We start from the raw sequence: 22,803 nt of genomic DNA, 5'->3' as shown, positions 1-22,803 counted from the left end.
ATGGCCGATGCCGCACTGCTGTCACCCCAGGACCCGGCATGGATGGAGGCTCTTGCCCGGGTCCGGCATGACATCTACCACACCCCTGAGTACGTGCGGCTCGACGCCGGCCTGACCGGCGGCACTCCGGTGGCCTTCCGATATGCCGAGGCAGGACGCGTCCTTCTGGTTCCCCTGCTGCTCAGGCCGGTGCCCGACACCGACCTGCAGGACGCGACCTCCCCCTACGGCTATCCCGGCCCCGTCGGCAGTCACGACTCTGCCTTCTGGTCCCGCGCGGCCGGCGCGATGACCGAACTCCTCTGCACCCAGGGGGTGGTCACCGCGTTCGCGCGGCTCCATCCGCTGCTGCCGCTCCACCGCGAAGCCCTGGCGGGGGCGGGCACGGTGGTGCAGCACGGAGAGACGGTCTCGATGGACCTGACCCAAACCGCGGACGAACTGTGGTCCCAGACGCACCGCAGCCACCGCAATCAGATCAACAAGGCGAAACGAGCAGGCGTCGAGATCGTCTTCGACGACTGGGATCTCTATAGCGACTGGATCGACACGTACCACGCCACCATGCGCCGCGTGGGGGCCGACGAGTTCTACTTCTTCGGCCACGACCACTTCCACCGGTTGCGCACCGCCCTGCGCGACCACGTACACCTCGCCGTGGCGGTCAATGGCGACCGGGTTCTCGGCGGCAATCTCTTCTTCGAGTACGCGGGCCTGATGCACACGCACCTGCAGTCCACCTCGGACGCTCCGGTGCACTACGCCGACAAGCTGCTCTACCACGAGGTGCGGCTGTGGGGCCGCGCGCGCGGCAACACGGTCTATCACCTCGGCGGCGGGGTGGGCGGGTCGGCCGACTCGCTGTTCCGCTACAAGTCCCAGTTCGGTTCGGGACGGCACGAGTTCCACACCTGGCGGGTCATCACCGACCCGCGCTCCTTCGAGAAACTGGCCGGCGTGCCCACGCCGGAGTCCTTGACGGGGCGGTTCCCGCCCTACCGTTGAACCGGCGCGGCCCGGCCCTCCCGGCCGGGCCGCCTCACCGCGCCGACCGCCTCACCGCGTCGGCGCCTCGCCGTGCGGACGCCTCACACCGTCGGCGCCTCCCCGTGCGGACGCATCACCGTGCGGGCCGCTTCATCTTTGGGCGGCCAAGGGCCTCGGTTTCGTCGAGCGCGCCGGCTTCCCGCCGAGCACCTGGGCGGCGCGGTGGACGTCGGCCGGTCCGCAGCGGTGGTCGACGGGCACGGTCAGGATGCGGTCGGCCAGCTCGGCTGATTCCTCGTCGCCGCTCCACACTCCGCCGCGATCCTGCCGCCAGTGCACGGGCGCGAAGATGCCGTGGCCGGCGAGATGACGCAGCAGGTCGTCGCGCGACTGCTCGTCGGGGCAGAGCAGTTGCACCCGGAACGGCGCCGCGCCGCGCGGCACGTCGCACTCCAGGCCGAGGAGGGCTGACAGGGCGCGGGCGTTGCGCGTGCTCGCCGTGCGCACGCGGGCGATGTTGAGCACCGGCAGCACGGCCGCGGTGAACTCGCTCGGCGGGCCGGCACTGCCCAGCAGGGTCTGCTCGCCCCGCCCCTGCAACTCGCGGAAGGTCTCCTTGGCGATCGGGCGGCCGTCGAGCCACGCGGACTTGAGCAGCATCGCGGTCAGCTTCAGATGGGCGCCGGTGCTCGGCTCACCGGCTGGGGCGGGCACCGGCAGGCCGCGCGGCGACCACAGCAGACCACCGTCGGGCAGAGGCAGGGTCTTGCGCAGCGACGCCACGGCGTAGGGGGCGGTGCTCGACTCTGCCCACGGACCGAACGGGTCGTGCGAGTGGTCCTCGACGACGATCACGTCGGGGTTCGCGTCGATCCAGTCGTGCCAGGCTTCGCCGTCGTCGCGGCCGAACAGGTTCTGGGCCAGCACCACGTCGCCGGGGCGGGCACGCAGGGTCTCGAACCGCGGTCCGCGCCCGTCGGGCCGGTGCCGGTACCAGGCGAGCGGCATGTCGGCGCTCAACGCCTCGGCGACGCCCATGCAGAAGAACGACGGGACGTGCAGCCGGCCGGGCTGGGCGAGCCGGCGCAGCAGCGCGCTCATCGCACCGCAGCCGGTCGCGAAGAGCTGGTGCCCGGCCGGGAGGTGGCCCTCCCGCGCCACGGTGAGCAGGAGGGCCGGGTCCCAGTGAAACTCCGAGCCGATCTCGCGGCCCTCAGGCCGCACGACTGGCGTCCCGAGAGCGATCGCCGCCACCCCGGACGGGTTCCTCGTCCCACCGGCGCTCGTTGCTGCTTCGGGTCTGCGCCGGGATGCTGAGAGGAACGGTGTCACCGTCAGGCACCGGCATGGCGTCCGCGGGTTGGGCGCGCTCGATGTTCAGCGTGTCGACGTGCACGGGCGGCTCGCCGCGGCGCAGGTCGGCGAAGGTGCGCCAGACGATGCGCAGGTCGAGCGCCGGCGACCAATTGTCGACATACCACCGGTCGAGGATGAAGCGCTGCGGCCAGTCGATGTCGTCGCGGCCGTTGACCTGGGCCCAGCCGGTGATGCCGGGCTTGACCTCGAGGCGGCGCGCGTCGATCGGCGAGTAGTTGGCCACCTGTGGCAGCACGTCGGGACGGGGCCCAACCAGCAACATCTGCCCGGCGAGCACGTTGAAGAGCTGGGGCAGTTCGTCGAGGCTGGTGCGGCGCAGGAACCGGCCGCACGCGGTGATGCGCGGATCGTTCTCGACCAGCCCGAACGGGTCGCTGATGCCGAGCCCGGAGCTCATCGCCACCGAGTCGTGCACCATCGAACGGAACTTCAGCATGCGGAACGGCCGGCCGCCGAGGCCCGCCCGGTCTTGCACGAAGAGGATGCCGGGGCCGTCGGCGACGCGGATCCACACCGCGACCACGAGCAGCACCGGGGACAGCAGGATCAGCGCGACGGCGGCCACGAATCGGTTGGCGAGGTCCCAGAACAGGCGGATGGGCTTCACAGCGACTCCACGGTGGGTCCGGTCAGGCGGTGACGGGTGTCCAGCACGTAGGCGGCTTGGCCGGCGATCAGGTCGAGGTCGAACTCGTCGTGGTCGGCGAGCAGCACGACGGCGTCGGCCGCGGCGAGCTGCTCGGCGGTCAGCGCGACCCGCTCGACCCGGCTGTCGACCTGCGCGTCCTCGACGACGTGGGGGTCGGCTGCCCGCACGTCGGCGCCCATGTCGAGCAGCAGCGACGCGACCCGGCGGGCCGGCGACTCGCGGGCGTCGCCGCTGTTCTTCTTGTAGGCCAGGCCGAGCAGCAGGATCGTCGAGCCGTTCACCGCTTTGCGCCGCTCGTTGAGGGCCGCGACCAGACGACGTACGACGTAGTCGGGCATGTGGTTGTTGATGTCGTTGGCCAGCTCGACGAAGCGGAAGCTCTGGCCGAGCGTGCGCTGCACCCGCCAGGACAGGTAGGACGGGTCGATCGGCAGGCAGTGGCCGCCGACGCCGGGGCCGGGCACGAAGCGCAGGTAGCCGAACGGCTTGCTGGACGCGGCGTCGATCGCCTCCCACACGTCGATGCCGAGGTCGTGGGCGAACACGGCGAGTTCGTTGACGAGCGCGATGTTCACGTGACGGAACGTGTTTTCCAGCAGCTTGGCCAGTTCGGCGACCTTGCAGTCGGAGACGGGCACGGTCTTGTCGACGACCGAGCTGTAGAACGCGTCGACCCTTTCGAGCGAGGCCGCGTTGATGCCGGAGACCACCTTGGGCGTGGTGGCCAGCGACCATTCGCGGTTGCCCGGGTCGATGCGCTCGGGGCTGTAGCCCAGGTAGAAGTCGCTGCCGGCGATCAGGCCGGAGCCCTCTTCGAGCAGCGGGGCGACGAGGTCGGTGGTGGTGCCGGGATAGGTGGTCGACTCGAGCGCGACCGTCGCGCCGGGCCGCAGGTAGCGGGCCAGGGTGCGGGCGGACTCCTCGATGTATTTCAGGTCGGGGGTGCCCTCGCGCAGCGGGGTCGGCACGGCGATGACGGCGATGTCGAAGCCCGCGCACGACCGGGGGTCGGCGGACGGGTGGAAGCTGCCGGCCTCGAGCAGTTCGCGCAGTTCGGACGAAGTGACGTCGTCCACGTAGGACTCGCCGGTGGCCAGGCGTTTGATCCGTTCGTCGTCGACGTCGAAGCCGATGACGTGGTGGCCGGCCCGGGCGGCGTGGACGGCGAGCGGCAGCCCGACGTAGCCCTGACCGACGATGACGACCCGCATGGGAGCTCCTCAGCTCGCTCGTAGGGACAGACGCTGCTTGCGGGGCGCGCGGGCGGCCGGCGCCGGTGGGCCGCCGTTGTCGCGGGCGGCCACGGAGAGGGCGGGGCTCTCGGAGAGCCAGCGCAGGACGGCGATGAGCTCGGGCCGGGGCGCGGCCGCGTCGAGCAGGGAGAGCACGTTGCCGTCGAGCGGCGGCACCGGCACCTGGGAGATGAGCGGGTGGTTGGGGCGGCTGTCGGGCTCGGTCGCGCCGAAGAGGCTCTCGTGCATCTTCTCGCCGGGACGCAGTCCGGTGTAGACGATGGAGATGCGCCGCTCGGAGGCGTCGGCGAGGCGGCGGGCGACGTCGGCGATGCGCACCGGCTCGCCCATGTCGAGCACCAGCACCTCGCCGTGGCTGTCGAGCGCGCCGGCCTGCACGACGAGCCGTACGGCTTCCTGCACGGTCATGAAGTAGCGCGAGACGTCGGGATGCGTGACCGTGATCGGGCCGCCCGCCTCGACCTGGGCCGCGAACGCGGTGAGCACCGAGCCGCGGCTGCCGAGCACGTTGCCGAAGCGGACGCTGCAGAACGTGCCGGTGCCGGCCTCGTCGGCCGCGGCGGTGAGCCGTTCGGTGATGCGCTTGGAGTAGCCGAGCACGCTGCCCGGGTCGGCGGCCTTGTCGGTGGAGATGTTGACCAGCCGCTCGACGCCGTGGCGCAGCGCGGTCTGCAGGATCTGGTAGGTGCCGATGATGTTGGTCTTGAGGGCCTCGGACGGGTGCATCTCGAGCAGGGGCAGGTGTTTGAGGGCGGCGGCGTGGAAGACGACCTGGGGGCGGTGCTCGGCGAAGACCTCGTCGAGCCGCTGCTGGTCGCGGATGTCGGCGACGACGAGGTTGCGATCGTCGAGCAGGCCGCGGCCGTCCATCGAGAGCTGCACGGCGTGCAGCCCCGACTCGTCGCGGTCGAGCATGACCAGGGCGGCCGGTTCGAAGCGGCTGAGCTGGCGGCACAGCTCGGAGCCGATCGACCCGCCCGCCCCGGTGACCAGGACGCGGCGCCCGGTCAGGTAGCCGGCGATGGCGGCCAGGTCGATGCCGATCTCGCGGCGGCCGAGCAGGTCGGCGTGGCTGACCGGGCGGATGTCGTCGACGCCGACCGTGCGGCCGAACAGCTCGACCACCGGCGGCACGACCTTGACCTCGACGCCGGTCGGGCGGGCCAGGTCGGTCAGCTCGCGCACCAGCTCGGCGCCGGCGCTGGGGATCGCGATGAGCAGCACGTCGGCCTCGAAGCGGCTCACCACCTGGGCCATCGCGTGGCGGGTGCCGGCGACCGGCACCCCCATGATCTGCAGGGTGCGTTTGCCGGGGTCGTCGTCGAGCAGGGCGACGGGGATGTAGGGGCCGGAGGGGTCGCGCAGCATGGCCCGCACGGCCTGGGTGGCGCCCTCGCCGGCGCCCATGACGACCACGCGGCCGCCGTGCTGCGGTGAGGGGCGTAGGCGCTGGTCGCGCGCGAGGCGCACGGCGTAGCGCGCGCCGGCCGCGAGAACCAGGGCGATCAGGCCGGACGCGATGATGGCCGACCGGGGCACCAGCCGGCCGAGCAGCGTGTCGAGGACGAAGAGGATCGGGGTGGTGACGGCGGCGGTCTTGGCCAGGGCGGCGATCTCTTCGAAGCAGCCGTAGGCCCACCGGCCGGTGTAGAGACCGAGACGCAGGCCGACCCCGGTGTGGACGACGGCCCCGACCGCCGCGAGGATCAGCAGGCCGGCCAGGTGGACCTCGGCGAGGTCACCGTCGTGGCGCAGGACGGTGGCGATCAGCAGCGCCAGCGCGAGGGCGATCGCGTCGACGCCGGCCCGGGCGGCGCGGCCCGGAAGGATGGTGCCCAGCCAGCGGGTGCCCGGCCATCGGCTCCCCGCGTCGTCGGTGTCCTCAGGAGGCGCCGCGCTCCGTAACTGCATCAGTTCCTCCTCGCGCCCGGGTTTCTTCATCAGGCCAGGAATGCGCGCCAGGAAAGGACTGAAATAAGATCCGAAGCGCTTTCATCGCCTGCGGATCGAGCGTGCCAGGATGGGGCGGGTGAATACAGTGGCAATTGTCATGCAGCTTCCGAGACTTTTTCATGTTTTTTATGACACCGGCCATGACCAGCCAGGTCTCCGTGAGGAATGTCATGCAGGAACATGAAAATCTCTCTGCTTACACATGACATTTGTGACTGTCATGAGTATCCCCAGCTCTGCGAACGTCCTTTTTCGGGGAGCGCAAGCATATTGCCGACAATGGGACGGCGGGAGTAAAAGAAATGGCCGTTCGGGTGCTGCACGTCATCAGCGCCCGGGCCGGCGACGGCGTCGAGCACCAGCTGCGACTGTTGATCCGCCATCTGCCGCAGCAGTGCGAGGTGGTCACGCTGTCACCGCCCGGGCCGGTCCTGGCCGCGATGCGGGCCGGCGGCACCACCGTGCACGAGATGGTCAGCTCCCGCGACCTCGACCCGGCCTCGATCCGGGCGCTGCGCCGCCTCGCCCGGCGCGGCGGCTTCGACGTCGTACACACCCACCTGTTCCGGGCGAGCGTGCAGGGCCGCCTCGCCGCCTGGCTGGCCGGCGTGGCCCGCGTGGTCGCCACCGACTATCGCCTCGACGACGGACGGCGTACGGCCCTGGGCACCCGGCTGGTCTATCGAGGCCTGGTCACCATCGCCGTCTCCACCGCCATCGCGGACCGCCTGCGCCGCCGGGGCGTGCCCGCCGAGCGCCTGGCCGTGATCCCCAAGGCGCTCGACACCGAGGAGTTCCGCTTCGACCCCGGTCTGCGCGCCGCCGCCCGCGCCCGTCTGGGCATAGCGCCCGACGCGGCCGTCATCGGCGGCCTCGGGCGGCTCGAGCCCCGCAAACGGTTCGACGTGCTGATCCGCGCGGTCAGCGAGGTGCCCGGCGCGGTCCTGCTGCTCGTCGGCGACGGCTCCGCCCGGCGCGCCCTGGAACGGCTCGCGGCCATCGAGGGCGTCGCCGACCGGGTGCTCTTCGCCGGCTCGGTCGAGCACGCCCGCGAGATGCTCTGCGCGATGGACGTCTTCGCCTCACCCGGGCGTGAGACCTTCGGGCTGGCCGTGCTCGAGGCCGTCGCCGCCGGGCTGCCCGCCCTCTACGCCGCCTGCGAACCGCTCGACGACACGCCCGTCGAGGGCGCCCGCCGGCTCACCGCCCACGACCCGGAATCGCTGCCGCGCGGCCTGCGGGCCGAGGTGCTCTGCCACGCCGAACGACCCGGACGGTTGCCACCCCGATCGGCCGGGCCGCGGTACGACGCCAGCGAGGTCGCCGCCACCGTCGGCGAACTCTACGACCGCGTCAGCGGCTCGGGATGACGGGCCAGCGTCCAGCGATCGGCGGCCCGCGCCACCGCCGGCACCCGCAGCAGACGGCGCAGCAACAGCCAGCCCAGCCAGGCGCCGAGCGTGTTGGCGATCAGGTCGTTGGAGTCGGCCCACCGGTTGCTGTGCAGGAAGAGCAGCAGGAAGAGTTGGGTCAGCTCGATGGTCAGGCTGAGCAGGAAACCGATCAGCACCGCCCGGTCACGCTCGCGCACCCCGGCCACCACCAGCAGCACGGCGGCCAGCGGCAGGGTCATCGCGATGTTCAGCACGAAGTCGTCGGGGCGCATGGTGACGATCGGGATCGGCAGGATGCGGAAGTATTCGGGGTCGCCCGCCCGCGGCCCCCAGGCGATCAGAAGGGGCAGCATGGTCGCGCCGAGCACGGCCACCGCGTACCACCCCGCGAACCAGGCCGCACCCAGCCGCCCGGCCGTCAACGCTCCCTGGCGGCGCAGCACGACCACCGCCACGGCCATCAGGACGACCCCGAGCGGAATCAGGATCGGCAGCGCGGGGATTTCCAGTCGACCGGAAGGCACCAGACAAAGGCTATCGCAGCCAACCGTCCTTCCGGGCGATGCGGATCGCGTCGAGGCGGTTGCGGGCGCCGGTCTTCGCGATGATCGCGGAGAGGTAGTTGCGCACCGTTCCGCCCGACAGGAACAGCCGGCGGGCGATCTCTTTCACCGGCTCGCCCTCGGCCGCGAGGCCCAGCACCTCAAGCTCGCGCGTGGTCAGGCCCTTGTCGGTGAGCAGCGTCGCCGTCTGCAGCCGGGCCGAGACCACGCGTTCCCCGCCCGCGAGCCGCCGCACCGAGTCGGCCAGCACCGCCGCCGAGGTGTCCTTGGGCAGGAAGTTGAGCGGCCCGGACCGGTGGCGGGGCGGCAGCATGCCCCTTTTGTTGGGGTCGCACAGCAGCAGCAGGGCACACGACGGGTTCGCCGAGCGCACCGCGTTGGCGACCGGGAGCACTTGACTCACCATGTACTCCGTGTCGATCACGATCACGGCAGGCCACATCTCGGCGGCGACCTGTGGAAGGTCGTTGCCGAACGGGAGCGTGCCGATGAAATGCATGTCAGGGTTCGACTCGAGCAGCGCACGGACCGGGACGCCGAAGTATCCCTCGTCTCTCGCCACCGCAACGCGGATCACCACATCACCTCACCGATGGACGCCAGCACCCGTGCCCGGACAACAGATCCGGCAGGCACCCCGGAAAGCTCCTACCTGTGTACTCCTGCGTGTCTATTCGGAACATCCGCGCGCACGGATGGGTCGCGGTTGCGAAGAGTTTCCAACTCACCAGGTCACGACATACCTGGAGCGCCGGAACCCTCGGTTCCGGCGCCTCCTCACCGTAACGTCTCCGTCACTCGTCGGGTACCGGCATGTCCGATCAAACGACCCAAGTACACCGGTTCTCCTGACCGGACTCGGGGAAATGCGCCGGAAACGCCGGGGCAACGGGGGCGTCACCGTCCACGGAGGACCGAGTACGGCAGTCCGGGCACGGTTCGCGAGTGGTACAACCCGGACGCCCGGCACCGGACTCAACCTTTCGTGCCCTCGACGGCGTTGATCCTGACATGTCATCTCAACCATCGGCCGACGACGGGTTCCGGGCCTTCGTCGAACAGCAGTGGGGGCCGCTCGTCCGCCTCGCCTATCTGCTGACCGGCGACCGCGGCCACGCGGAAGACCTGGTCCAGTCCGCCCTGGAGAAGACCCACCGCAAATGGGGCCGCGTCTCGCGAATGGACGCGCCGCTCGCCTACGTACGCCGGGCGATGGTGAACACCGCGACCTCGTGGCGCCGTCGCCGCCGGGTCGGCGAGGTGCCGTTGCTGGTCACCGACGGCCCGGCCGCCGATCCCTACGGTTCGGTAGAGCAGCGGCAGCAGGTCGTCGCCGCGCTGCGCACGCTGCCACCGAGGATGCGGGCCGTGCTGGTGCTGCGCTACTTCGCCGACCTGAGCGAGACGGAGACAGCCGAGGCGCTGGGCTGCTCGGTCGGCACGGTGAAGAGCCAGGCCTCCCGTGGTCTGGAGCGGCTGCGTACGGAAATGGCCCCGACCTTGGAAAGGACGCGCGCATGAACACCGAGACCGTGCTGAAGAACGCGCTCGCCGACGAGGCTGACTCGCTGGGGGCGATCGAGGACCCGTGGCCGGGATTCGCGCGACGGGAACGCGGCCATCAGCGTCGCCGTCGCGCCAAGATCGCCGGGGTGGCGGTCGTGGTGGCGGCCCTCGCCGGGGTGCAGAGCGGAGTCGTGCCGCTGCCGGCGTTCGTACCCGGAATCGCCGTCACGGGCGGAGCGGGAGTACTCGCCGAAGGCCCCACCCGCGGTTCACTCGCCGGCGACACGGCCTTCCTCGACGGCCTGCGTCGCGAGATCAAGGACCTCGAGGACCCGGGCGAGACCTGGCGCGTCACCGACCGATCAAAGATCAAATTTGTGTACGCCGCCGACGTCGCGAGCCGTCGTCTGGTGCTCGCCCTCGTGCCGTTGCGGTTCGGCTTCCTCGACGACACCGCGCTGGTCTGGTACGAGGGTGAGCCCGGCGCGACGCCGGCCGAGATGACGGAGGGCGGCCGCGTCGACGGCGGCGAACCCGTGGTGACGTTCTCGACGACCCGCTCGGACGGCCCCGGCGTGCTGGTCGTGGTCGGCCCGATCGGCTCGACGGTCACGGTCAGTCAGGGCATCACCTACCTGCCCGTCGGCCTGGTCGCGTTCGGGACGCCTCAGGCGCAGGCGGCCGGCAGCGGGCTGGCCGAGATGACGCTGCCGCCCGCGCCGATCCCACCGGTCATCACGGTCACCGTCACCTCCGGGGCGGACGTGCTCTACGAGGGCGGGGCCGGCGGCGGGTGGGGTGGCAACTCGGACACGAACCCGCAGGAGATGAGTGCGGCGCAGATCGCGGAAGCCCTGGGCACCCGGACGTTCGACCACGCGATGCTGCGGTCGTGGGTGAACAGCGCCATCAGCGACGCCCGGCTGCCCGCAGCCGGGATCAAGCTCACCGTCCGCTGGCTGGGCACGGTCAACGGGCAAGCCGCGGTCCTGTTCACGATCCAGCCACCCGGGGGCGGCGTGCTGGCGTACGCGATGCACGGCTCGGAGAACTCGTACCGGCAGGACCTTCGACTGCTGCTGCCCGCGGCCGGAGCGGACCAGCGGCCGATCGCCTGGCGGATGCGGGCCGAGGGCAAGGACGACCGCACCGACCAGGTGATCGCCGCGGCTCCGCCCGGCGCCACGCGGCTGGAGCTCACGGACACCGGTTCGGCCCCCCGGACGCTGACCCTCGATGCCACCGGCGCGGCGATCACGTCGGTCGCCCCGCACGGCCAGGCCACGATCGTCGCGTACGCCGCCGACGGAACCCGGCTCGGCAGCACCCGGGTCCCACCGTTCGAGCCGGACTCCGGCGGCCCGCCCGGCGCCGACGCGAAAACCCGGGTGGTCGAGTAGGGCGGTGAGCGGCCGGGAACTGACCGCAATTCTGGTTAGCGTCGAAACATGACCGAGACGCTGAGCACGCGGCAGCTCAACCGGGCCACGCTGGAGCGGCAACTGCTTCTCCGGCGTACGCCGATGGGGACGATCGAGGCGCTGACCAGGCTCGCCGGCATGCAGGCCCAGGAGCCGCTGAGCTGGTACGTCGGGCTCTGGAGCCGGGTCGAGGACTTCCGGCCCGACGAGGCGTCCGAGCTGCTGGGCGACGCCGCCATCGTGCGGGTCGGGTTGATGCGCAGCACGATTCACCTGGTCACGGCCGAAGACGCGGCGTGGCTGCGGCCGCTGGTCGACCCGGTGATCGAGCGCAGCACGATGGGCGCGTTCCGGCGCGGCGTGGCCGGGGTCGACCGTGACGAGCTGGTCGCGGCCGCCCGGGCCGCCCTCGCCGGGAAGCCGATGCTCTTCGCCGAGCTGGGTCGTGAGCTGGCCAAGACGTTTCCCGACAACGACCCGGCCTCGCTCGGCTACGTGGCCCGGGCCTGGCTGCCGCTGGCCCAGATCCCGCCGCGCGGCCAGTGGGGGCGCAAGGGGCGGGCCCTGCACCTGCCGCTGGACGACTGGCTCGGCGACGTCAAGGCGGGCGAGTCCACGCCCGACCGGCTGCTGCTGCGCTATTTGGCCGCATTCGGGCCGGCCACGGTGGCCGACTGCCGGCAATGGTCGGGGCTCACGAAACTGGGCGAGGTCGCCGACCGGCTGCGTCCACAGTTGATCACTTTCCGGGACGAGCAGGGCCGCGAGCTCTTCGACCTGCCCGACGCGCCACGGCCTGACCCGGACACGCCCGCGCCGGTCCGTTTCCTCTACGACTACGACAACCTGCTGCTCTCGCACGACGACCGCAGCCGCGTGGTCGACGCCGATTACGAGGGGCAGGGTTTCGGCTACGACAACCCGGAGCAGCCCCGCTCGATGCTGGTCGACGGTTTCGTCGCCGCCACCTGGAAGGTCACCGGCAACCAGCTGACGATTCGCCCGTTCCGCCCGCTGACCGCCGCCGACCGCGACGAGATCGAAGCCGAGGGCACGGCCCTGCTCGACTTCCTGGCGCCGGGCCGTGCCCCCGAAGTGGTGATCGACTAGCGCGGCACGACCTTCTCGACCGCCCACTGGCGCCACGTGTCGAGGCGGTGCTGCACCTGGGCGAGCTGGTCGGCGACCGGGCCGGGGCCGGTCGAGCCGGGCGTCGTGCGCGAGGCCAGGGCCGACTCGACGGTGAGGATCCCCCGGACGGACGGGTCGAGGTGTTCGCTGACCGTCTTCAGGTCGTCGTCGGTCAGGTCTTCCAGCTCGCACTCGCGCACCGAGCAGAGCGCCACCAGCTTGCCGGTGATCTCGTGGGCGTCGCGGAACGGCACTCCCTTGCGGACCAGCCAGTCGGCGACCTCGGTGGCCAGCGAGAAGCCCACCGGCGCGGCCGCGGTCAGGCGGTCGACCCGTACGGTCATGGTCGAGATCATGCCGGCCAGTGCGGGCAGCAGCAGCTCGAGCGTCTCGATCGCGTCGAAGACCGGCTCCTTGTCCTCCTGCATGTCGCGGTCGTAGGTCAGCGGCAGGCCCTTGAGCATGGTCAGCACCGTGACCAGCCCGCCGATGAGCCGTCCGCTCTTGCCCCGGGCCAGCTCGGCGATGTCCGCGTTCTTCTTCTGCGGCATGATCGACGAGCCGGTGGCGAAGGCGTCGTCCAGCTCGACCCAGCCGAACTCGGTCGACGTCCACAGGACGACCTCTTCGCCGAGGCGGGACAGGTGCACCCCGATCAGCGCGGTGATGAAGAGGAACTCGGCCACGAAGTCGCGGTCGGCGACGGCGTCCATCGAGTTTGGCGCGGGGGCGGTGAAGCCCAGCTCCTTGGCGACCGCGGCCGGGTCGAGCGGCAGGGACGAGCCGGCCAGCGCGCCGCTGCCCAGGGGCGAGATCGCCGTACGCACGTCCCAGTCCCGCAGGCGGTCGAGATCGCGCAGCAGCGGCTGCACGTGCGCCAGCAGCCAGTGGCCGAAGGTGACCGGCTGGGCGTGCTGCAGGTGGGTCATGCCGGGCGCGGGCGTGCTGATGTTCAGCGACGCCTGCTCGGTGATCGCGTCGGCCAGCTCGACCAGCGCCTGGGCCAGGCCGCGGGCGTGGTCGCGCAGGTAGAGCCGCAGGTCGGTGGCGACCTGGTCGTTGCGGGAGCGGCCGGCGCGCAGCTTGCCGCCGAGCGCGCCGAGCCGTTCGAGCAGGCCGCGTTCGAGGGCGGTGTGCACGTCCTCGTCGTCGATGGTGGGCCGGAACTCGCCGGAGGCGCAGGCGGCCTCGAGGTCGTCGAGGGCGGCCAGCATCTTGCCCAGCTCGTCAGGGTCGAGGAGCCCGGCGGCCGCGAGCACCCGGGCGTGGGCGCGCGAGCCGGCGATGTCGTACGGGGCGAGGCGCCAGTCGAACTGGACACTCACGGACAGGCGGGCCAGGGCGTCAGCGGGACCACCGGCGAACCGGCCACCCCACAGCGAAGTCTTCTCAGTCATCGGGTGTCAGTCTGCCAAACGTGCGTCACGGGCCGACGCCATGCGCGACGGCAAGCCCCAGAGCTGCACGAAGCCCTTGGCGAGGCTCTGGTCGAAGGTGTCGCCGGTGTCGTAGGTGGCCAGGCCGAAGTCGTACAGGCTGGCCTCGGAGCGGCGGCCGGTGACCGTGGCGCGGCCGCCGTGCAGGGTCAGGCGTACCTCGCCGGTCACGTGCTTCTGGCTGTCGTCGATGAAGGCGTCCAGCGCGTGCTTCAGCGGCGAGAACCACAGACCGTCGTAGACGAGCTCGCCCCAGCGTTGGTCAATCGACCGCTTGAACCGGGCCAGGTCGCGCTCGACGGTGACGTTCTCCAGCTCCTGGTGCGCGGTGATCAGAGCGATCGCGCCCGGGGCCTCGTACACCTCTCGGCTCTTGATGCCGACGAGGCGGTCCTCGACCATGTCGAGGCGCCCGACGCCCTGCGCGCCGGCCCGGCGGTTGAGTTCGGTGATCGCCTGGAACGGGGTGACCGTCTCGCCGTCGATGGCGACCGGGTTGCCCTGATCGAAGGTGATGACGACCTCATCGGGGTCGCGGTCGACCGCCGGGTCTTGGGTGTAGGAGTAGATGTCCTCGATCGGGGCGTTCCAGATGTCCTCGAGGAAACCGGTCTCGACCGCGCGGCCCCACAGGTTCTGATCGATCGAGTACGGCGACTTGTGCGAGACGTCGATCGGCAGGCCCTTCTCCTCGGCCAGGGCGATCGCCTTGTCCCTCGTCCACGCGAAGTCGCGGGCGGGCGCGACGACCCGCAGCGAAGGGGCCAGCGCGCCGATGCCGACCTCGAAACGCACCTGGTCGTTGCCCTTGCCGGTGCAGCCGTGCGAGACGATCGTGCCGCCGTGCTGCTTGGCCGCCTCGACCAGGTGACGCACGATCAGCGGGCGGCTCAGCGCCGAGACCAGCGGGTAGCGATCCATGTAGAGGGCGTTGGCGCGCAGCGCGGGCAGGCAGAAGTCGGCGGCGAACTCCTCACGGGCGTCCACGACGACGCTTTCCGCGGCTCCGCAGTCGAGCGCCCGCTGCCGGATGACCTCCATGTTCTCGCCGCCCTGCCCGACGTCGAGCGCGACCGCGATGACCTCGCCGCCGATCTGGTCGGCCAGGTAGGGAATGGCGACGGAGGTGTCCAGGCCTCCGGAGTAGGCGAGGACGACCCGCTCGCTCACGGGGTGCTCCTTTCCAGGTTGTCGTGGTGCCCGGCCCACTCGGCGAGCTTGGCCGCGAGGGCCTTGCCGCCGGTGACCTCGCGGGCTACGACGAGGATCGTGTCGTCGCCGGCGATGGTGCCGACGACGTCGGTCAGGCCGGCGCGGTCGAGGGCGCTGGCCAGGAAGTGCGCGGCGCCCGGCGGGGTGCGCAGCACGGCGATGTTGCCGCTGGCGTCGACGCCGGTGAGCAGCTCGCGCAGCAGGCGCAGCAGCCGGGCCGGGCCCTGCTCGGTGGTCTCGCGCAGGGGGCGCGTGCCGTCCTCGGGGATCAGGTAGGCGCCGCTGACCTTGACCGCGCCCAGCTCCTCGAGGTCGCGGGAGAGGGTGGCCTGGGTGACGATCAGGTCGAAGTTGGAGAGTTTCTCGGCCAGCTCGGTCTGCGAGCGGATCTCGGCCTCACGGATCAGCTCGACGATGCGGGCGTGCCGGCTCGCGCGGGTTCCGGGGGCGGTCATGACGCCGCCAGCAGCCAGGCGAGCAGCGCCTTCTGGGCGTGCAGCCGGTTCTCGGCCTGGTCGAAGACGGCGCTCTGGGGGCCGTCCATGACCTCGTCGGTGATCTCCTCGCCGCGGTGGGCGGGCAGGCAGTGCAGCACGATCGCGTCGCCGGCCGCGGCGGCCAGCAGCTTCTCGTTGACCTGGTATGGCCAGAACGGGGTGAGCCGGTCGCGGCCGTCGTTCTCCTGGCCCATCGAGGTCCACGTGTCGGTGGCGAGCACGTCGACGCCGTCGGCCGCCTCGAACGGGTCGCGCAGCACCTCGACCGAGCCGCCGGTCCACGCCGCGATCTCGGCCGCCTCGGAGACGACGGTCGCCGACGGGTCGAACCCGGACGGCCCGGACACCCGTACGTGCATGCCCGCGGTCGCCCCGGCCAGCAGGTAGGAGTGGGCCATGTTGTTGGCGGCGTCACCCACGTACGCCAGTTTCTTGCCGGTCGTGGTGCCGAGGCGCTCGCGGATGGTCAACAGGTCGGCCAGGAGCTGGCAGGGGTGGAAGCCGTCGGTCAGCGCGTTGATCACCGGCACGTGCACCCCGGAGGCCAGCTCGGTGAGCCGTTCGTCGCCGGTGGTGCGGAAGACCATGGCCGCGACGTAGCGGGAGACGACCTTGCCGGCGTCGCTGAGCGACTCGCCCCGGCCGAAGTGGGTGACCTGGGTGTCGACGATCATCGGCTGGCCGCCCAGCTCGGCGATGCCGGCCTCGAACGACAGCCGGGTGCGCAGGCTGGCCTTGTCGAAGAAGACGGCGACCGAGCGCGGGCCCGCGAGGGGTGTGAACGCGAACCGGTCGGCCTTCATCTGCGCGGCCAGGTCGAGAACGTCGCTCTGCTCGGCCGGCGAGAGGTCGTCGTCGCGCAGGAAGTGGCGGGTCACAGCACACCCTCCAAGGCGGCGATGAGGGCGTCGGCCTGCTCGGTGCTGATGATCAGCGGCGGGGCGAGGCGGATGACGTCGGGCTGCGGGGCGTTGACGAGGAAGCCGGCCTCTTTCAGGTCGGCCGCGATGCGGGCCGACTCGGGAACCGTCAGCACGATGCCGAGCAGCAGACCCGCGCCTCGCACCTCGCTGACCTTCGGGAGACCCTCGATGCCGCGGCGCAGCTGCTCGCCGACCCGCTTGACGTGGTCGAGCAGGCCCTCACCGGCGATCGTACGAATCACCGCGAGCCCGGCGGCGCAGGAGATCGGGTTGCCGCCGAAGGTCGTGCCGTGCGAGCCCGGCGTGAGCAGTTCGGCGGCCGGGCCGAAGGCGACGCACGCGCCGATCGGGAGCCCGCCGCCGAGGCCCTTGGCCAGGGTGATGAGGTCGGGCTCGACGCCCTCGCTCTGGTGGTGGAACCAGTGCCCGGTGCGCCCGATGCCGGTCTGCACCTCGTCGAGCACGAGCAGCGCGCCGGCCGCCGTGCAGATCTCGCGGGCCCCGGCCAGGTAGCCGGGCGGGGGGACGACGACGCCGTTCTCGCCCTGGATCGGTTCGAGGATGACCATGGCGGTATCGGTGGTGACGGCTTCTCGCAGCGCCTCAAGATCGCCGAAATCGACGTGCGTGACGTCGCCCGGCAGCGGCCGGAACGGGTCGGCCTTGGACGGCTGGCCGGTCAGGGCGAGCGCCCCCATCGTGCGGCCGTGGAACGCGCCGTGGGTCGCCACGACGTGGCCGCGCCCGGTCAGCCGGGAGATCTTGAAGGCGGCCTCGTTGGCCTCGGCGCCCGAATTCGTGAAGATCACGCGGCCCGCGCGGCCGGCCAGCGCGAGCAGCAGCTCGGCCAGCGCGACGGGCGGTTCGGCGACGTAGAAGTTGGACACGTGGCCGAGCTGCCGCACCTGCTGGGTGACGGCGGCGACCACGGCCGGGTGGGCGTGGCCGAGCGCGTTCACCGCGATGCCGCCGAGGAAGTCGACGTATTCCTTGCCGTCCTCGGCGGTCAGCACCGCACCCTCACCGCGCACCAGGGCGGCCTGCGGGGTGCCGTAGTTGTTCATGCCCGCTTGGGACCACCGTTCGACGAGAGATGTCATGCCTTCAATCCTTCTAAGGGCGTCGGGTGGGGCGGTTGGAAGGATGAGGGGACCACCATCGTTCCGATTCCTTCCGGGGTGAAGACTTCGAGCAGGGTCGAGTGGGCAACGCGGCCGTCGATGACGTGGGCCGCGGGGACGCCGCCGCGCACCGCGCGCAGGCAGGCCTCCATCTTGGGCGCCATGCCCGACTCGAGGCGCGGCAGCAGCTTCTCGAGGGCGTCGGCGTCGATCTCGCTGACCAGCGACGACGTGTCGGGCCAGTCGGTGTAGAGGCCGGGGACGTCGGTGAGCACGACCAGCTTCTGCGCGCCGAGCGCCTCGGCCAGCGCCGCGGCGGCGGTGTCGGCGTTCACGTTGTGCACAACGCCCGCGGCGTCGGGGGCGACACTGGCGATCACCGGGATGCGGCCGGCGGCGATCAGGTCGGTCACGGCCGACGTGTCGACCCGGTCGACGTCCCCGACCAGGCCGATGTCGACGGTCTCCCCGTCGATGACCGCCCCCCGGCGTACGGCGGTGAACAGGTGGGCGTCCTCACCGGAGAGCCCGACCGCGAGCGGGCCGTGCCGGTTGATCAGCCCGACCAGTTCGCGGCCGACCTGCCCGGTCAGCACCATGCGCACGACCTCCATCGCCTCGGGCGTGGTGACGCGCAGGCCGCCGCGGAACTCGCTCTCGATGCCGAAGCGGTCGAGCATGCGGCTGATCTGGGGGCCGCCGCCGTGCACGACCACGGGGCGGATGCCCGCGTAGCGCAGGAACGCCATGTCGGCCGCGAACGCCTGCTGGAGCTCAGGGTTGATCATGGCGTTGCCGCCGTACTTGATGACGATCGTCGAGCCGTGGAAGCGTTCCAGCCAGGGCAGCGCCTCGATCAGGACCTCGGCCTTCTCCACCGTCATGAGGAGTAGGCCGAGTTCTCGTGGACGTAGGCGTGCGACAGGTCGGTGGTCCAGATCGTCGCGGCCATCTCGCCCTCGCGCAGGTTCACGGTGATCTTGGCGTCGCGGCCGCTGAGGTCGACCTTGGACCGGTCTTCCGCGGCGGCGCCGCCCTTGCAGATCCACACGTCGTTGATCGCCACGTCGACCCGGTCGGGCTCGAAGGCGGCCGACGTCGTGCCGACCGCGGCGAGGATGCGTCCCCAGTTGGGGTCGTTGCCGAACATCGCGGTCTTGACCAGGTTGTTGCGGGCGACCGTGCGCCCCACCTCGACCGCGTCGGCCTCGCTGGCGGCGCCCTTGACCTCGATCGAGATGTGCTTGGTGGCGCCCTCGGCGTCGGCGATGAGCTGCTGGGCCAGGTCGTGGCAGACCTCGGTGACGGCGGCGGTCAGCTCTTCGGGCGTGGGCTGCACGTTCGACGCGCCGCTGGCCAGCAGCAGTACCGTGTCGTTGGTCGACATGCAGCCGTCGGCGTCGATGCGGTCGAAGGTCAGCCGGCTCGCCTCGCGCAGAGCCGCGTCGAGCACCTCGTTGTCGGCGCTGGCGTCCGTGGTGATCACGACGAGCATGGTCGCCAGCGCCGGGGCGAGCATGCCCGCGCCCTTGGCGATGCCGCCGACCGACCAGCCCGAACGCTGCACGACCGCGTTCTTCGGCACGGTGTCGGTCGTCATGATCGCCTCGGCCGCGGCCGGGCCACCGTCGGACTGCAACGCGCGCGCCGCGGCGGTGACCCCGGGCAGCAGCCTGTCCATCGGGAGCAGTTCGCCGATCAGCCCGGTCGAGCAGACGGCCACGTCGCCGGCCCCGACGAGCTGCGGTTTCGGGCCGCCGCGCAGGACCGTCGCGGCGTGTTCGGCGGTCGCGTGCGTGTCGCGGAAGCCCTGGCTGCCGGTGCACGCGTTGGCGCCGCCCGAGTTGAGCACGACGGCGCGCACGATGCCGCCCTTGAGCACCTGCTGGCTCCAGAGCACCGGGGCGGCCTTGACCCGGTTACCGGTGAAGACGCCGGCGGCGGTGAAGTCGGGGCCGTCGTTGACCACCAGGGCCACGTCGGTGTTGCCGTTGGGCTTGAGACCGGCGGCGACGCCGGAGGCCCGGAAGCCCTTGGGATGGGTGACGGTCACGGTGCGACTCCGAACACGGACAGGCCCGTCGTCTCGGGCAGGCCGGACATGAGGTTGGCGCACTGCACGGCCTGGCCGGCCGCGCCCTTGCCGAGGTTGTCGAGCGCGCTGATCACCACGATGCGGCCGGAGTCGACATCGACGGTGGCTTGCAGGTGGCAGGAGTTGGAACCGGAGGTGGCGGCCGTGTGCGGCCACGCGCCCTCGGGCAGCACGTGGACGAACGGCTCATCGGCATACGCCGCCCGCAGGACCTCGCGCGGATCTTGATCGGAGAGCGGACGCACGGTGACCGTGGCCAGGATGCCGCGGGGCATCGGAGCCAACACCGGGGTCATCGACAGCGACGTCGTCCCGGTCGCCTGCTTGATCTCGGGAACGTGCTGGTGGGCACCGACCTTGTAGGGCGTCAGGTCGCCCATGACCTCGCTGGCCAGCAGGTTCACCTTGGCCGAGCGGCCCGCGCCCGAGGTGCCGGAGGAGGCGACCACGACCACGTCGGCCGGGTCGGCGAGGCCCGCGGCGATCAGCGGCGCGAGCGCGAGGGTGATGGTGGCCGCATAACAGCCCGTATTCGCCACCCGGTCGGAGGCGGCGATCAGCTCGCGCTGGCCAGGCAGCTCGGGCAGACCGTAGGTCCACGTGCCGGCGTGAGGACCGCCGTAATAGCGCTCCCACAGCTCGGCGTCGCGCAGCCGGAAATCGGCCCCGAGGTCGACGACCTTCACGCTCTCGGGGAGCTGGGCCGCCAGCGCCGCCGACTGCCCGTGGGGCAGGGCCAGAAAGACCAGGTCGGCGTCGCTCAGCGTCGCCGCGTCAGTCGTGCCGAGCGTGAGATCGAGGCCCGCCAGCTGGGGGTGCACGGAGGCGACTCGCGCGCCCGCCTGCGAGTGGGCGGTGGCCGCCACGAGGTCGAACTCGGGGTGCCCGGCGAGCAGGCGCAGCAACTCGCCGCCCGCGTATCCACTGGCCCCCGCGACCGCAACCCGGATTCCCATACATACCTCCGCATGACTATGCAGAAGACCGTATCAACTTCCACCCGAGCGCGGCAACAGCGTTCCCCCGCGAGTCTCGCGTCACAACCAGCCCGTCACCGCTGGCATACTTGGCGTCACTGTTGTGTCCTCGGAAGATGAGCACGCTCGACATGTGGCCGCGTGGATCGCTCCTGGCCGCGCTCGCCGAACCGACGGTCCGCGCGCTGCTGCGCCTGGGCTCCGAGCAACGCCTGCCCGCGGGCGGGGTCCTCATTCGCGAAGGTGCCGCCGAGTCACACGTGGTCGTCATCCGCCGCGGTGTCGCCAAGGTGTCCGCCGGGCAGTCCCTGATCTCGATCCGCACGGCCGGTGACCTGGTCGGCGAGATGGCCGCACTCGACGGCTCGCCTCGCTGCGCCACGATCACCATGTGCGGCCCGGGCAGCGTCGTGATGATCCCGCAGGACCGGTTCACCCCGTTCCTGGCCCGCCATCCCGACGCCGCGGTCGCGCTCGTCGCGATGGTCAGCGAACGCCTGCGCTCGTCCAACCGCCGGCAGACCGCCTTCACCGTCTACCCGATCAAGGTGCGGGTCGCCCGCATCATCACCGAACTGGCCGAGCAGCACGGTCAACCGCTGGGCCAGACCGCCCTCGAGATCGGGGTGCGCATCACCCAGCCCGAGCTGGCCGCCCTCTGCGGCGCGGCCGAGGGCTCGGTGCACAAGGCCCTGCGCGAGATGCGCGACGCCCGCCTGGTCACGACCCGGTACGGGCGCATCACGATCTGGGACCTGGAACGCCTCCGCACCGTCGCCGAACTCGACGAGCCACCCCGGCCGGCGGTGCCTGAGATCATTCGGGATCGTCCGGTCGCAATCCGTACTGTTTCTGAAATGCCTTGATCGCCTGATCCCAGGCCTTCGTGTATTCGGAGGGTCCGAGCCCGGCCTCGCCGTGCCCGCGCACCGCGCTGCTCAACAGGTCGAGCAGGTCGTGCACGGCCTTGCGGCGGCTGCCCACGAAGTTGCCGAAGACCCGGGCGAACTCCTCCTCGCTCAGCTGGGCGGCGAAGCTGGCCCGCGGGTCCTGGGCCAACTGGTCGAAGATGCCGGACCAGCGTGTCGTCAGCTCCTCGGCGTACCGGGCCCGCTGCAGGCCCAGCTCGTGGTCGCACTCGGCCTTGATGCGCTCGGCCCAGTAGGGACGCATCTGCTCGACGACAGCCTCGTCGGGCTCGACCCGGACGCTCACCGCGAACCAGAAGTCACGGTCGAGGTCGCGGAGCCGCTTCCAGACGTCCGCCGTTTTGTTGATCTCGTCCTCGAGCCGCGGGGCCCGATGCGGGGCGACCGATCTCGCCAACGGCCGGAACCGCTGCGTGGCTATCAACCGCACCCTGGGCATCAGGTTCTGCGCGCAGCCACGCAGCTCCTCACGCGAGCCGGCGTACCCACGCCAATGACAGCTCACGAAGACGCGGAACGAGAAGGCGTCGCCCTGAGCAAGCAACCGGATCGGGTCGGGCGCGTCGAGCCGGCAGGAGAACTCGTTCTCCGGGCCCCATTCGCGGACCGGGTCCGGCCCGAAGATGCCGCGCAGCCACGGCCGCCGCGGCTGCGCTGGTCGAACCGGCGGCGCATCGACTTCACCTCGTACCCCGTCAAGACCCGGCTGGCCCGGATTCTCGCCGAGCTCGCCGACCTGTACGGGCACCGTCCGGGCCACGGCGGCGTGGAGATCGGGGTGCGTCTCACCCAGCCCGAGCTCGCGACGTTGTGCGGCGCCGCCGAGATCTCGGTCCACAAGGCGTTGCGCGAGATGCGTCACTCCCGTCTCGTGACCACGCGGTACGGCCGGATCACCGTCTGGGACCTCGCACGCCTGCGGAACAGCGCCGACATGGCCCCTGACCAGCGCCGGATGGACGCATACTGAGGCGGCGTCACCCGCCCGCGGAGCCCTGGGTGGTGATAAGACTGGCTGATGACTGACACGACGATCATCACCCTGCGCCAGGCCGCCGAGGTTTACTCCGCCGCCGTGCGCAACACCCAGCGGTTCTTCGACACCCTCGAGAACACCGCCGACCCGTCCGTGCTGGTCGAGTACGCGACTCTCGTCGAGCGCGAGAAGGAAGCCGCCGAGGCCCGGCTCGACGCGATCGAGGCCGCCGGCATCGAGGTGCCGAGCATCGATGAGAGCGATCCGGATAACTAAGGGTCGTTCAGGCCTACCTCGACCCGCGAACAGCCGCGACTGGCATCGATGATCTCCACCGCCCTGAACAATTCTTACTTGAGTTAAAAGTTCCGGAACCGGGGCGGGGTCCCGTAACCGGTTCCGG

At 71.2% G+C, this 22,803-nt stretch carries 24 protein-coding genes; 8 read left to right on the top strand and 16 right to left on the bottom strand.

Annotated elements, in window-relative coordinates:
* Positions 1-1,005, top strand: coding sequence for a GNAT family protein (locus EER30_RS26290; protein ID WP_127503265.1), 1,005 nt, complete (start codon positions 1-3; stop codon positions 1,003-1,005).
* A gap of 132 nt (positions 1,006-1,137) precedes the next feature.
* On the opposite strand, the gene EER30_RS26285 is transcribed toward EER30_RS26290, so the two are convergent.
* The 5 genes from EER30_RS26285 to EER30_RS26265 are packed head-to-tail and all read right to left on the bottom strand — an operon-like array spanning position 1,138 to position 6,391.
* A complete protein-coding gene (locus tag EER30_RS26285) occupies positions 1,138-2,211 on the bottom strand; it encodes a PLP-dependent aminotransferase family protein (RefSeq protein WP_127503264.1) in 1,074 nt (357 codons plus the stop codon).
* A complete protein-coding gene (locus tag EER30_RS26280; RefSeq protein WP_240670304.1) occupies positions 2,201-2,971 on the bottom strand; it encodes a sugar transferase in 771 nt (256 codons plus the stop codon). The genes EER30_RS26285 and EER30_RS26280 overlap by 11 nt, the downstream gene beginning before the upstream one ends.
* Positions 2,968-4,224 (bottom strand): nucleotide sugar dehydrogenase, encoded by a 1,257-nt coding sequence (locus EER30_RS26275; protein WP_127503263.1) that lies wholly within the window; start codon positions 4,222-4,224, stop codon positions 2,968-2,970. Before EER30_RS26275 ends, EER30_RS26280 begins: the two co-directional genes overlap by 4 nt.
* Before the next feature lie 9 nt (positions 4,225-4,233).
* A complete protein-coding gene (locus EER30_RS26270) occupies positions 4,234-6,177 on the bottom strand; it encodes a nucleoside-diphosphate sugar epimerase/dehydratase (protein WP_127503262.1) in 1,944 nt (647 codons plus the stop codon).
* Complete coding sequence (locus tag EER30_RS26265) at positions 6,149-6,391, bottom strand: hypothetical protein (protein ID WP_127503261.1); 243 nt, start codon at positions 6,389-6,391, stop codon at positions 6,149-6,151. The genes EER30_RS26270 and EER30_RS26265 overlap by 29 nt, the downstream gene beginning before the upstream one ends.
* Positions 6,392-6,521: 130 nt before the next feature.
* On the opposite strand from EER30_RS26265, the gene EER30_RS26260 reads away from it, so the two are divergent.
* A complete protein-coding gene (locus tag EER30_RS26260) occupies positions 6,522-7,589 on the top strand; it encodes a glycosyltransferase (RefSeq protein ID WP_164842485.1) in 1,068 nt (355 codons plus the stop codon).
* Here the strand turns inward: EER30_RS26260 and EER30_RS26255 are convergent.
* Positions 7,562-8,137 carry a VanZ family protein gene (locus EER30_RS26255; RefSeq protein WP_127503260.1) on the bottom strand — a complete coding sequence of 192 codons (576 nt, stop codon included), beginning with the start codon at positions 8,135-8,137 and terminating at the stop codon, positions 7,562-7,564. The genes EER30_RS26260 and EER30_RS26255 overlap by 28 nt on opposite strands.
* Positions 8,138-8,147: 10 nt before the next feature.
* Positions 8,148-8,753 carry a response regulator transcription factor gene (locus EER30_RS26250; RefSeq protein WP_127503259.1) on the bottom strand — a complete coding sequence of 202 codons (606 nt, stop codon included), beginning with the start codon at positions 8,751-8,753 and terminating at the stop codon, positions 8,148-8,150.
* 434 nt (positions 8,754-9,187) lie between these two features.
* On the opposite strand from EER30_RS26250, the gene EER30_RS26245 reads away from it, so the two are divergent.
* Genes EER30_RS26245 through EER30_RS26235 form a run of 3 tightly spaced genes read left to right on the top strand, consistent with a single transcriptional unit; the run spans position 9,188 to position 12,213 of the window.
* On the top strand, positions 9,188-9,697 hold the full coding sequence (locus EER30_RS26245; RefSeq protein WP_127503258.1) for a SigE family RNA polymerase sigma factor: 510 nt from the start codon (positions 9,188-9,190) through the stop codon (positions 9,695-9,697).
* Entirely contained in the window at positions 9,694-11,082 is a 1,389-nt protein-coding gene (locus EER30_RS26240) for a hypothetical protein (protein ID WP_127503257.1), read from the top strand. Before EER30_RS26245 ends, EER30_RS26240 begins: the two co-directional genes overlap by 4 nt.
* A 48-nt stretch (positions 11,083-11,130) precedes the next feature.
* Complete coding sequence (locus tag EER30_RS26235) at positions 11,131-12,213, top strand: winged helix DNA-binding domain-containing protein (RefSeq protein ID WP_127503256.1); 1,083 nt, start codon at positions 11,131-11,133, stop codon at positions 12,211-12,213.
* Here EER30_RS26235 and argH read toward each other — a convergent pair.
* From argH to argC, 8 genes are read right to left on the bottom strand one after another with little or no spacing between them, the layout of a single operon-like run.
* Positions 12,210-13,631 carry an argininosuccinate lyase gene (gene argH / locus EER30_RS26230; RefSeq protein WP_127503255.1) on the bottom strand — a complete coding sequence of 474 codons (1,422 nt, stop codon included), beginning with the start codon at positions 13,629-13,631 and terminating at the stop codon, positions 12,210-12,212. The two genes, EER30_RS26235 and argH, sit on opposite strands and share 4 nt — an antisense overlap.
* 6 nt (positions 13,632-13,637) lie before the next feature.
* On the bottom strand, positions 13,638-14,840 hold the full coding sequence (locus EER30_RS26225) for an argininosuccinate synthase (RefSeq protein WP_127503254.1): 1,203 nt from the start codon (positions 14,838-14,840) through the stop codon (positions 13,638-13,640).
* Positions 14,837-15,337: an arginine repressor gene (locus EER30_RS26220; protein WP_127503253.1), complete on the bottom strand. Its 501-nt coding sequence runs from the start codon at positions 15,335-15,337 to the stop codon at positions 14,837-14,839. Before EER30_RS26220 ends, EER30_RS26225 begins: the two co-directional genes overlap by 4 nt.
* The gene (argF, locus tag EER30_RS26215; protein WP_127503252.1) at positions 15,334-16,257 is read right to left on the bottom strand and encodes an ornithine carbamoyltransferase; all 924 of its coding nucleotides are present in this window, start codon (positions 16,255-16,257) and stop codon (positions 15,334-15,336) included. The genes EER30_RS26220 and argF overlap by 4 nt, the downstream gene beginning before the upstream one ends.
* Positions 16,254-17,402: an acetylornithine transaminase gene (locus EER30_RS26210; protein WP_127503251.1), complete on the bottom strand. Its 1,149-nt coding sequence runs from the start codon at positions 17,400-17,402 to the stop codon at positions 16,254-16,256. Before EER30_RS26210 ends, argF begins: the two co-directional genes overlap by 4 nt.
* Entirely contained in the window at positions 17,399-18,307 is a 909-nt protein-coding gene (gene argB / locus EER30_RS26205) for an acetylglutamate kinase (RefSeq protein WP_127503250.1), read from the bottom strand. Before argB ends, EER30_RS26210 begins: the two co-directional genes overlap by 4 nt.
* On the bottom strand, positions 18,304-19,476 hold the full coding sequence (gene argJ / locus EER30_RS26200) for a bifunctional glutamate N-acetyltransferase/amino-acid acetyltransferase ArgJ (RefSeq protein ID WP_127503249.1): 1,173 nt from the start codon (positions 19,474-19,476) through the stop codon (positions 18,304-18,306). The genes argB and argJ overlap by 4 nt, the downstream gene beginning before the upstream one ends.
* Positions 19,473-20,474, bottom strand: coding sequence for an N-acetyl-gamma-glutamyl-phosphate reductase (argC, locus tag EER30_RS26195; protein WP_127503248.1), 1,002 nt, complete (start codon positions 20,472-20,474; stop codon positions 19,473-19,475). The genes argJ and argC overlap by 4 nt, the downstream gene beginning before the upstream one ends.
* Before the next feature lie 137 nt (positions 20,475-20,611).
* Here argC and EER30_RS26190 point away from each other — a divergent pair, with 137 nt between their 5' ends.
* Positions 20,612-21,361, top strand: a complete 750-nt coding sequence (locus EER30_RS26190) for a Crp/Fnr family transcriptional regulator (RefSeq protein WP_127503247.1) — start codon at positions 20,612-20,614, stop codon at positions 21,359-21,361.
* Here EER30_RS26190 and EER30_RS26185 read toward each other — a convergent pair.
* Positions 21,312-21,821 carry a hypothetical protein gene (locus EER30_RS26185; RefSeq protein WP_127503246.1) on the bottom strand — a complete coding sequence of 170 codons (510 nt, stop codon included), beginning with the start codon at positions 21,819-21,821 and terminating at the stop codon, positions 21,312-21,314. The two genes, EER30_RS26190 and EER30_RS26185, sit on opposite strands and share 50 nt — an antisense overlap.
* A gap of 96 nt (positions 21,822-21,917) precedes the next feature.
* Between EER30_RS26185 and EER30_RS26180 the strand changes: the two genes are divergently transcribed.
* Positions 21,918-22,394, top strand: a complete 477-nt coding sequence (locus tag EER30_RS26180) for a Crp/Fnr family transcriptional regulator (RefSeq protein WP_240670303.1) — start codon at positions 21,918-21,920, stop codon at positions 22,392-22,394.
* Between the two features lie 48 nt (positions 22,395-22,442).
* On the top strand, positions 22,443-22,676 hold the full coding sequence (locus EER30_RS26175) for a hypothetical protein (RefSeq protein ID WP_127503244.1): 234 nt from the start codon (positions 22,443-22,445) through the stop codon (positions 22,674-22,676).
* Positions 22,677-22,803 lie beyond the last annotated feature (127 nt).

This window comes from Actinoplanes solisilvae (assembly GCF_003999975.1).
GTDB classification, from domain to species: Bacteria; Actinomycetota; Actinomycetes; order Mycobacteriales; family Micromonosporaceae; genus Actinoplanes; species Actinoplanes solisilvae.
This window is presented reverse-complemented; position numbering and strand designations above follow the sequence as displayed.

Bases quoted from the DNA above. Each gene is read 5' to 3' on its own strand.
- EER30_RS26290 (WP_127503265.1), top strand. From the start codon at position 1: ATGGCCGATGCCGCACTGCTGTCACCCCAGGACCCGGCATGGATGGAG.
- EER30_RS26275 (WP_127503263.1), bottom strand. From the start codon at position 4,224: ATGCGGGTCGTCATCGTCGGTCAGGGCTACGTCGGGCTGCCGCTCGCC.
- EER30_RS26270 (WP_127503262.1), bottom strand. From the start codon at position 6,177: ATGCAGTTACGGAGCGCGGCGCCTCCTGAGGACACCGACGACGCGGGG.
- EER30_RS26265 (WP_127503261.1), bottom strand. From the start codon at position 6,391: ATGACATTCCTCACGGAGACCTGGCTGGTCATGGCCGGTGTCATAAAA.
- EER30_RS26260 (WP_164842485.1), top strand. From the start codon at position 6,522: ATGGCCGTTCGGGTGCTGCACGTCATCAGCGCCCGGGCCGGCGACGGC.
- EER30_RS26245 (WP_127503258.1), top strand. From the start codon at position 9,188: ATGTCATCTCAACCATCGGCCGACGACGGGTTCCGGGCCTTCGTCGAA.
- EER30_RS26240 (WP_127503257.1), top strand. From the start codon at position 9,694: ATGAACACCGAGACCGTGCTGAAGAACGCGCTCGCCGACGAGGCTGAC.
- EER30_RS26235 (WP_127503256.1), top strand. From the start codon at position 11,131: ATGACCGAGACGCTGAGCACGCGGCAGCTCAACCGGGCCACGCTGGAG.
- argH (WP_127503255.1), bottom strand. From the start codon at position 13,631: ATGACTGAGAAGACTTCGCTGTGGGGTGGCCGGTTCGCCGGTGGTCCC.
- EER30_RS26220 (WP_127503253.1), bottom strand. From the start codon at position 15,337: ATGACCGCCCCCGGAACCCGCGCGAGCCGGCACGCCCGCATCGTCGAG.
- EER30_RS26210 (WP_127503251.1), bottom strand. From the start codon at position 17,402: ATGACATCTCTCGTCGAACGGTGGTCCCAAGCGGGCATGAACAACTAC.
- argB (WP_127503250.1), bottom strand. From the start codon at position 18,307: ATGACGGTGGAGAAGGCCGAGGTCCTGATCGAGGCGCTGCCCTGGCTG.
- argC (WP_127503248.1), bottom strand. From the start codon at position 20,474: ATGGGAATCCGGGTTGCGGTCGCGGGGGCCAGTGGATACGCGGGCGGC.
- EER30_RS26190 (WP_127503247.1), top strand. From the start codon at position 20,612: ATGAGCACGCTCGACATGTGGCCGCGTGGATCGCTCCTGGCCGCGCTC.
- EER30_RS26180 (WP_240670303.1), top strand. From the start codon at position 21,918: ATGACAGCTCACGAAGACGCGGAACGAGAAGGCGTCGCCCTGAGCAAG.
- EER30_RS26175 (WP_127503244.1), top strand. From the start codon at position 22,443: ATGACTGACACGACGATCATCACCCTGCGCCAGGCCGCCGAGGTTTAC.